This window comes from Streptomyces cellostaticus (genome assembly GCF_001513965.1).
In the GTDB taxonomy this organism is placed as follows: Bacteria; Actinomycetota; Actinomycetes; order Streptomycetales; family Streptomycetaceae; genus Streptomyces; species Streptomyces cellostaticus.
The window spans coordinates 206,720-215,447 of the sequence record NZ_KQ948030.1; the positions used below are offsets into that span (position 1 = coordinate 206,720).

Annotated in this window: 3 protein-coding genes; 1 reads left to right on the forward strand and 2 read right to left on the reverse strand. The window is 69.9% G+C overall.

Features of this window, described 5'->3' with window-relative positions; genetic code table 11:
- Nucleotides 1-374: 374 nt before the first annotated feature.
- Nucleotides 375-1,289 carry an ABC transporter ATP-binding protein gene (locus tag AQI88_RS27370; RefSeq protein ID WP_067004163.1) on the forward strand — a complete coding sequence of 305 codons (915 nt, stop codon included), beginning with the start codon at nt 375-377 and terminating at the stop codon, nt 1,287-1,289.
- Nucleotides 1,290-1,532: 243 nt separating this feature from the next.
- Here AQI88_RS27370 and AQI88_RS27375 read toward each other — a convergent pair whose 3' ends face one another.
- Nucleotides 1,533-4,652, reverse strand: coding sequence for a non-ribosomal peptide synthetase (locus AQI88_RS27375; RefSeq protein ID WP_079057832.1), 3,120 nt, complete (start codon nt 4,650-4,652; stop codon nt 1,533-1,535).
- A 61-nt stretch (nt 4,653-4,713) separates the two neighbouring features.
- Nucleotides 4,714-8,728 (reverse strand): SDR family NAD(P)-dependent oxidoreductase (locus tag AQI88_RS48565; RefSeq protein WP_159050403.1); only part of this gene is annotated, 4,015 nt, incomplete at its 5' end.

Here is an 8,728-nt window from a genome sequence, read left to right on the forward strand (position 1 = left end):
TTCCAGAACCTGAGGACTTCACACCCCGCTGCGCTGCAATTCAGCCATGTCGTCCGTCACCCGGCTGGTCAGCTACTGCGACAGCCTGCCCTCACCAGCGAGTTTCAGCCCTTCCACACCGGGCCATCGGACCGAGTACGGCCAGTCGCCGGGCTCTTTCGGACCCGATGTTCGGTTTGTTCGTCAAATCGCGTACAACATCGGTCATTCGGCGTGATCTTTATCGGTACTCGAATGTTTGAACATGATGGCCTGGAAATCGAGTGGGGCTAGCCCCACCGCCCACGGGGTATAGCGGGATACCAGGAACAGGCAGGCCGACCCTATCTTTCCTAGTGTCGTCACGTTCAACGGGCACTCGAAAGGACCGGATCATGTCCGCAGTGATTGAGGTGCAGAACCTGCATAAGAAGTACGGCCACCTCGTGGCGGTCGATGATGTCTCCTTCACCGTCGAGGAAGGTGAGATCTTCGGGATTCTCGGCCCCAACGGCGCGGGCAAGACCACGACCGTGGAATGCGTCGAGGGGCTGCGGAACCGTGACGGCGGCGAGATCAACGTGCTCGGTCTCGATCCCCGTCAGGAGCGGGCCGAGGTCACCCAGCAGCTCGGCGTGCAGCTGCAGGACGGCCAGTTACCCGACCGGATGCAGGTCGCGGAGGCGCTGTCGCTCTACAGTTCCTTCTACCGCAACCCCGCCGACTGGCGGCATCTCATGGACGCGCTCGGGCTCGGCTCCAACGGCGGGAGCGCGTGCGGCAAGCTGTCCGGCAGCCAGAAGCAGCGTCTGTCCGTCGCACTCGCCCTGGTCGGAAACCCGCAGGTGGCGGTACTCGACGAGCTCACCACCGGACTGGACCCGCGGTCCAGGCGCGACACCTGGGAACTGATCGAAACGGTCCGCGACAGCGGCGTCACCATCCTCCTGGTCACGCACTGCATGGAGGAAGCCGAGCGACTGTGCGACCGGATCGCACTGATCGACAAGGGCCGCATCGCGGTCACCGACACCCCGGCCGGGCTGACCGAGCGGGTCCGGACCGAGCAGCGCATCCAGTTCCGCCCCTCCGCGCCGCTCGATGATGCTCTGCTGGCACAGCTGCCCGACGTGAGCGCTGTCACCCGCCAAGGCGACTACGTAGTGGTGGCCGGCAACCACAACGCGCTGAGCGCGGTCACCTGCTTGCTGGCGCGCCACCAGATCATGGCTGAACACCTTCGCGTCGACCAGGCGACGCTGGAGGACGCGCTCCTCGCCCTGGCCGGTAAGCGCTCTGCCACCGCCTAGGCCGGCCAACGACCGCCGACGGCCGCCCACATCAGAACTCGCCGGGAGAAACCTCCGTGTCCGGCACAGCCATCACCGCCTCCGGCGCGCCGCGCGCCGACGGGGTGCGCAGGCATACGCCGTGACACATGCCTGTCGCCGAGTTGAAGCTCCTTGCACGCGAACGCGTGGGGCTCGTCTGCGGCGTGGCCGTCAGCGCCGACGCCCGTCGAGCGTCCCGCCCCTGATCCCCGTACGACCGTCTCACCCGGTGGCTGATTCCTCCCGTGCCGTGTCCCGGACGCGGACGGCCAGGCCCCGCGGAGTCGGCCTCTCGAACATCTCGGCGAGGCTCAGCGAGATGCCGCTCATGTTCTGGAGTTCCTGCATCGCCCAGGCGGCCAGCATGGAGTTGCCCCCGTACTCGAAGAAGTCCGCGTCGGCGGTGATGTCCTCGCGCTTGAGGATGGTCCGCCACAGCGCCGTCAGCTGGGCTGTCAGCTCGTCGTCCAGGTCCGGGTGGTCCAGCTCCAGCCGCGCGCCGGCAGCGTGCTCACGCCGTTCGGCGACGAGCCGGGTGAGGGCAGGGTAGTCGACCTTCCCGCTCCCGTTGACCGGCAGCGCGTCCACCGTGAAGAAGTCGCCGGGGAGCATCGACCGGGACAGGTGCGCGCGGGCGTGCTCCCAGACGCTCTCGATGTCGAGCGAGCCGTCGGCCGGCTCCAGACAGCCGATGAGCACGGCGTCCGCGCTCGGGTCCCCGATCATGATCACGGCGGCCGCGCCGACCTCCGGGTGTGCCAGCAGCGTCGCCTCGATCTCGCCGAGTTCGATACGGTTCCCGCGGAGTTTGACCTGCCGGTCGCTCCGGCCGAACAGGTCGAGCACACCGTTCTCGCGCCAGCGGGCCACGTCGCCCGTGCGGTAGTAGCGGCCGAACTCGCGGTGCTCGCCGAAACGTTGTGCGTTGAGCTCCGGCCGGTCGTGATATCCGATCGCCACTCCCGCGCCCGCGATGCACAGTTCGCCGCGGACGCCGAGCGGGAGGTTACGACCGTACTGGTCGAGGATGAGGACCTGGGTGTTGCGTATCGGCCGGCCGACGTCGAGTCGTGCTTCGGTCTCGTCCGACACGACGCGCGACGTCGACCAGATGGTCGTCTCGGTCGGCCCGTACACGTGGTGGAACTCGCTGCCGGCGGCCACGAGCCGCTGGGCCAGCCAGACGGGCACGGGCTCGCCGCCCGCCAGAACGGTGCGGCCGCCCAGGCTGCCTTCTACCCGGTCGATGACGAGGCGCCAGGTCGTCGGCGTCGCCTGGATGAACCTCACGCCGTGGCGTTCCACCAGCTCGCGCAGGACCCGGCCGTCGCTCCTGGCCGCGTCGGGGGCGGGCACCAGGCGGCCACCCGAGACCAGGGGAACGAACAGCTCGAGGCCGGAGATGTCGAAGGCGAACGTGGTCAGCCACAGCATCGTGTCGGTGGCTGCCGCCCCCAGTTCCTCGACGAAGTGCATGGTCAGGTTGGCCAGTGCCAAGTGGCTGACCCGCGTGCCCTTCGGGCGGCCGGTCGATCCGGAGGTGTAGATCAGGTACGCGCAGGCTGCCGGATCGACCACCACGGGCCGGGTGCCGATGACTTCGCTGTCCGATGCGCCGTTCACCGTCGGCACCGTGAGTACCGTGAGGCCGCCGTCCGCGAAGTGCGCCATGTCCTCGGTCGCCAGGAGGACCTTCGCGGCCGAGTCCGACAGCTGGTACCTGATCCGCTCCTCGGGATGAGCCGAGTCGATCGGCAGGTAGGCCGCGCCTGCCAGCCAGGCCCCGAGGACCGCGGCGACCAGTTCGGCGCTGCGCGGGAGGGCCACCGCCACCACATCCGAGGCGCCCAGGCCGGTACTCCGGATCAGCTCGCATATGTCGTGCGCCGCGTTCCACAGGCGTCGGTAGGTCACGAGTTGCTCGCCGTCCACGACGGCGACGGCGTCGGGCGTCCGGCCCACGCGGTCCTGAACGGCACGCAGGACGGAAGCGGGCTCGACGGGCTGAACCGTATCGTTGGCCGCCCCGATGACCTCGCGGTCTCGCGCACTCCACATCCGGACGTCCCCGACCCTGCCATCGGCGTCGTCCACGAACGACGAGAGCACCGCCTCGTAGCGCGCCAGCAGGAGTTCGGCGTCGGACTGCTCGAACAGCTCGGTACGGTAGCGGGCCCGCACCTCGATGGAATCATCCGTTACGGCAACGGAGAAGTCGATGTCGAACTTGCTGAAACCGTTCCCGGGCAGGAAAGGCCGGGCCACGAGGCCGCCGATACGGAATTCGGCGAGATCGTTTCCCGCCCGGCACTGGAATACATACCGAAAGGGTGTGGCCCGTCGGCCGGACCGGGATCTGGGCATCAGATCGGCATGCGCGTCCACGGGAACGTCGGCGTGCGACGCGGCCGCCAGCAGCGTTTCGTTGCTCCTGAGCACCAGATCGCGTACGCGCTCCTCCTGATCCACCCTCAGCCGCAACGGCACGTAATTGACGTGGTATCCGATCGCGCGGGCCGCGTGCTCCGCCCGGACATCGACCGGGGAGCCGACGATGAGATCAGGACCGGCTCCATGCCCTTCCAGGAGCGCGTAATAAGCCGCGAGCAGGATCACGGACTCCGGAGCGTGCAGTTCGTCGCCCAGTTTCCGGACCGCGGCCACGACCTGCGGCGACAGGCTGCGGCTGATCTGTGCCCCGGCCAGCGTCGGCCGGTCGGGCTCGGGCGCCGCGCACGCCAGTTCGAGGTCATCGGTGCTCGCGCCCGCCAGCTCCTCCTGCCAGAAGGCGAGGCTCGGCCGGCTCGGCTGCGCCTCCGTGCCGCCGAGCACCGGCCGCCCCTCGGCGACCTGCCCGTACGCGGCCGCGAACTCCTCGAGAAAGACAGCGGAAGAAAGCCCGTCGAAGATCAGATGGTGCGCAGTCACACAGAAGACGTCCGTATCGGGACCCCGGAAAAGCGCCGCCCTCAGCATCGGCCGGCCGTTCAGGTCGAACGGCCGGGCGGTCACCGGCGCGAGATCGTCCTCGGTGGGCTCGTGCGGGAGAACGACCTGGGCGATGCTCAGCTGGAACTCTTCCGGGTCGATCACACGCTTGACCATCCGCGTGCCATCGCTGCAATAGACCGTGCGAAGTGCCTCGTGGCGGCGCAGCAGGACGGACAGGGCACGTTCCAGCTCCGCCGGATCCAACCGACCGACCACGGCGAACGCCACAGACTGGTTGTTCACCGGTGTACCGGGCGCAAGCGACTCAAGCAGCCACAGCGCCTCTTCCTTGGGAGAAACCTCGACATCAACGCCCGGTTCCGCAGGCACAATCTCTTCCGAAGAGATCATGGCGTTACCCCTTTACGAGTCCGATTGGTTCGCCGGAATCCACACGGGATCGCCGGGCAACCTAGATTCCCAGCTCTTTATTGATGAGATCGAACATTTCATCATCGGTTGCCTCTGCGATGTCCTGGTCGGCGGACGTACCATCCGCGGCCCCCGTGCGGAAATCATCCATGATGGATTCGAGGCGGGTTATGATCTTCAATTTCTTGCCATTGTGCTGGGCAATCACGGACAGCAGGGACTCGAGTTTGTCGAGCTCTTTCAGCACAGGCTGGTAGTCGATCTCCTGGGCGGCGATCTTCTCCCCGAGATAGCCGGCGAGCCCTGCGGGAGTGGGATAGTCGAAGACCACCGCGGCGGGCAGGCGCAGCCCGACGGCGTTGCTGATCCGGTTGCGGAACTCCAGTGCGGTCAGCGAGTCGAAGCCGAGCTGACGGAAGTACCGGGCGGGGTCGATGGCGTCCGGGCCGGGCAGGCCGAGGACGAGAGCCGCCTGGGTCAGGATCAGGTTCAGGATCTCCTTCTCCCGCTCGGCGACCGGCAGGGTGGCCAGCCGGTTCGCCAGGTTCTTGCCCCCGTCCGCGGTGGGCCGCCCGGCAGTACGCCGTCCAGGGCGGACCAGGCCGGTCATCAGGGCGGGCACGGCACTGCCGAGGCGGCGGAAGGCGGGCAGGTCGAGCAGCGCCGTCACCAGCATGGACGCTGCCCGGTCCGCGGCCGAGTCCAGCAGCGCCAGCCCGTCGGACCCGGCCAGCGGGCGCAGGCCCTGCCGGGCCATCCGCTGCCGGTCGGCATCGGCGAGCCCGCCGGCCATGCCGTCCTCCCAGGGACCCCAGGCCAGCGACAGGGCGGGCAGGCCCTGACTGCGGCGGTACGCGGCAAGAGCGTCCAGGAACGTGTTGGCAGCCGCGTAGTTGGCCTGACCGGCGTTGCCGATGACACCGGCGATGGACGAGAACAGGGTGAAGGTGTCCAGGTCCAGATCACGGGTGAGTTCGTGCAGGTGCCAGGCGGCATCGGCCTTGGGCCGCATGACCTGCCGGAGCCGGTCCGGGGTCAACGCCCCGATGACCCCGTCGTCGAGCACACCCGCGGTGTGGACGACCCCGGTCAGCGGCACGCCGGCCAGGACACCGGCGAGCTGCTCCCGGTCCGCCGCGTCACAGGCCGTCATGGTGACCTCGGCGCCCAGCCGGTGCAGGTCGGCGGTCAGTTCCCGCATGCCCGGCGCGGCCGGACCACGGCGTGAGACCAACAGCAACCGCTGGGCCTGCCCGGTCGCGACGAGGTGCCGGGCCACCAGCTTGCCCAACGCACCCGAAGCACCCGTGATCAGCACCGTACCGGCGCGCCCGGACTCCCGCCCGGCCGGAATGGTCAGCACGACTTTGCCGGTGTGACGGGCCTGGCTCAGGAATCGGAACGCGTCCACCGCGCGCCGCACATCCCAGCATGCCACCGGCAACGGCTGGAGCACTCCCTGGGCGAACAGCTCCATGAGGGAGGACAGCATCGCCCCGATCGCATCCGGATCCTGCCGCAGCAGATCGAACGCCTGATAGGCAACCCCGTGCAGCCGCTCGACCTCGTCAGGATCGCGGACATCGGTCTTGCCCATCTCCACGAACCGGCCGCCGGGACGGGTCAACCGCAGCGAGGCGTCCACGAACTCACCCGCCAGCGAGTCCAGCACCACATCCACACCACGCCCACCGGACGCGTCACGGAAGAGCTCCTCGAACTCGGTCGTCCGGGAGGAGGCGATGTGGGACGCCTCAACGCCCAGTCCCCGCACGGCCGCCCACTTCGACGGGGACGCGGTCGCGAACACCTCCGCCCCCAGATGACGGGCCAACTGCACCGCGGCCATCCCCACTCCGCCTGCGGCCGAGTGGATCAGCACCCGCTCCCCCGGTTGCAGACCGGCCAGTTCCACGAGCGCGTGATACGCCGTCAGGAAGGCCACCGGCGTCGCGGCCGCCTGCGCCGACGACCAGCCCGTCGGTACTCGCCTCACCAGCCGCGCATCGGCCACCGTCGTCGGCCCGAACGCCCCCGGGAACAGCCCCGTCACCACATCGCCGACGGCCAGGTCCGCCACGCCCGGCCCAGCCTCCAGCACCACACCGGAGCCTTCCAGACCCAACGGGCCCGCCTCACCGGGATACATCCCCAGCACGTTCAGCACGTCCCGGAAGTTCACCCCGGCCGCCCGCACGGCCACCCGCACCTCACCGGCCGCCAATGGCCGCCAACCGTCTGCCTGGTCCTCCAGCACCAGACCCTCGACCGTCCCCTGCTGCGCGACCCCCAGGCGCCACTGCCGTCCGTCCGGCACTGCCAGCCCGTCCTCGGCCGCCCGCACCAGCCGGGGCACCCGTACCTGTGCGTCCCGTACCGCGAACTCCGGCTCCCCCAGCTCCGTGCCCGCCAGCACCAGACCTCCTGCGCCCACCAGCGCGTCCACATCCGCGAGCACCACCCGCTCCGGGTGCTCATTCGCCGCCGCGCGCACCAGGCCGGCCACGCCGGCGCCGTCCATCCGCACGCCCACTCCAGGTCCGGCGTCCACCGCGCGCTCCGTCACCACCACGAGCCGCGACCCGTCCAGCACCCCCGTCCCCAGCCACTCCTGCACCACGCCCAGCACCCGCAGCACGGCCCCCTGGGCCACATCCGCCACGCCGTCGGAGCCAAGGCCGTCCCCGGCAACGTCACTGCCCTCTCCGATGCCGGGTACGCAGCAGGCCACCACCACGTCAGGCACCTCGGCGCCCGCCTCCACCGCGGCCACCAGTTCAGTCACGTCCGCATAGAGCGCCGCGCCGGGCACTCCCAGCCCGCCGTCCTCCCCCAGCACCGCCCAGCGGCTGCCCACTTCCTCGGATCCCGTCACCGCGGCGGCCGGGACCCACTCCACGCGGAAGAACGCATCGCCGGCCGCTCCGGCCGCGGACTCCAGGGAACCCGCAGGAAGCGGCCCGAGCACCACCGATTCCGCCGTGGCGATCAGCCCACCGGCCGCATCGGCCAGGGTGAGTGACACTCCGTCGCCCGAAGCCGACGGGGCGATCCGCACCCGCGCCGCCACCGCGCCCGCCGCGTGCACCACCACGTCACCCCACTCGAGCGGCAACGACGGCTCGTCGCCGCCCACCGACTCCAGCTCCGTGACGTGCAGAGCCGCATCGAGCAGCGCAGGGTGCAGCCCGAACCCGGAGGCCTCCGTGCCCTCGGTCAGCGCGACCTCGGCGAACAGCTCGTCCCCGCGCCGCCACGCCGCCCGAACCCCCCGGAACACCGGTCCGTACTCCAGCCCGGCACCTGCCAGCCCTTCGTACAGCCCCTCCGTCTCGACCGCTACGGCCTTTGCCGGCGGCCACTGCGCACCCCACTCCGCCACATCCGCACCGGCATCCCCGTCAGCCTCGGCCGAGGTCAGCGCTCCCGACGCATGCCGCACCCACGCCCCTTCGGCCGTCCGCGCGAACACCACGACCTCACGGCGTCCCTCCTGGTCGGCTTCGCCCACCGTCACCTGCACCTGCACGCCGCCGCGCTCCGGCAGTGTCAGGGGCGTTTCGATGAGCAGTTCCTCGACCTGTCCGCATGCGGCTTCGTCGCCGGCGCGTACGGCCATGTCCAGGAGTGCCGCTCCGGGTACCACCACCTGGCCGGCCACGACGTGGTCTGCCAGCCATGGCTGTGCGGAGAGGGCCAGCTGCCCGGTCAGCACCAGCCCGCCGGTCGCGGGCAGTTCGACGGCAGCGCCCAGGAGCGGGTGACCGGAGCTCTCCAGGCCGAGGTGTTCGGCCCGGCCTGTCGTGACCGGGTTCAGCCAGTACCGCTCGCGCTGGAAGGCGTAGGTGGGCAGGTCGACCCGGCGGCGGGCGCCCGTTCCCGCGAACACCGGATCCCAGTCCACTGCTTGGCCGCGGACATGAACCCTGGCCACCGCGGTGAGCAGGGCTCGGACCTCGTTACGGCCCCGGCGCAGCACCGGCAGCCATATCTCGCCGTCAGCGGCTTCGCCGGCGTGGTCGGTGTTGCGGATCTGGGGGCCCATGCCCGACAGC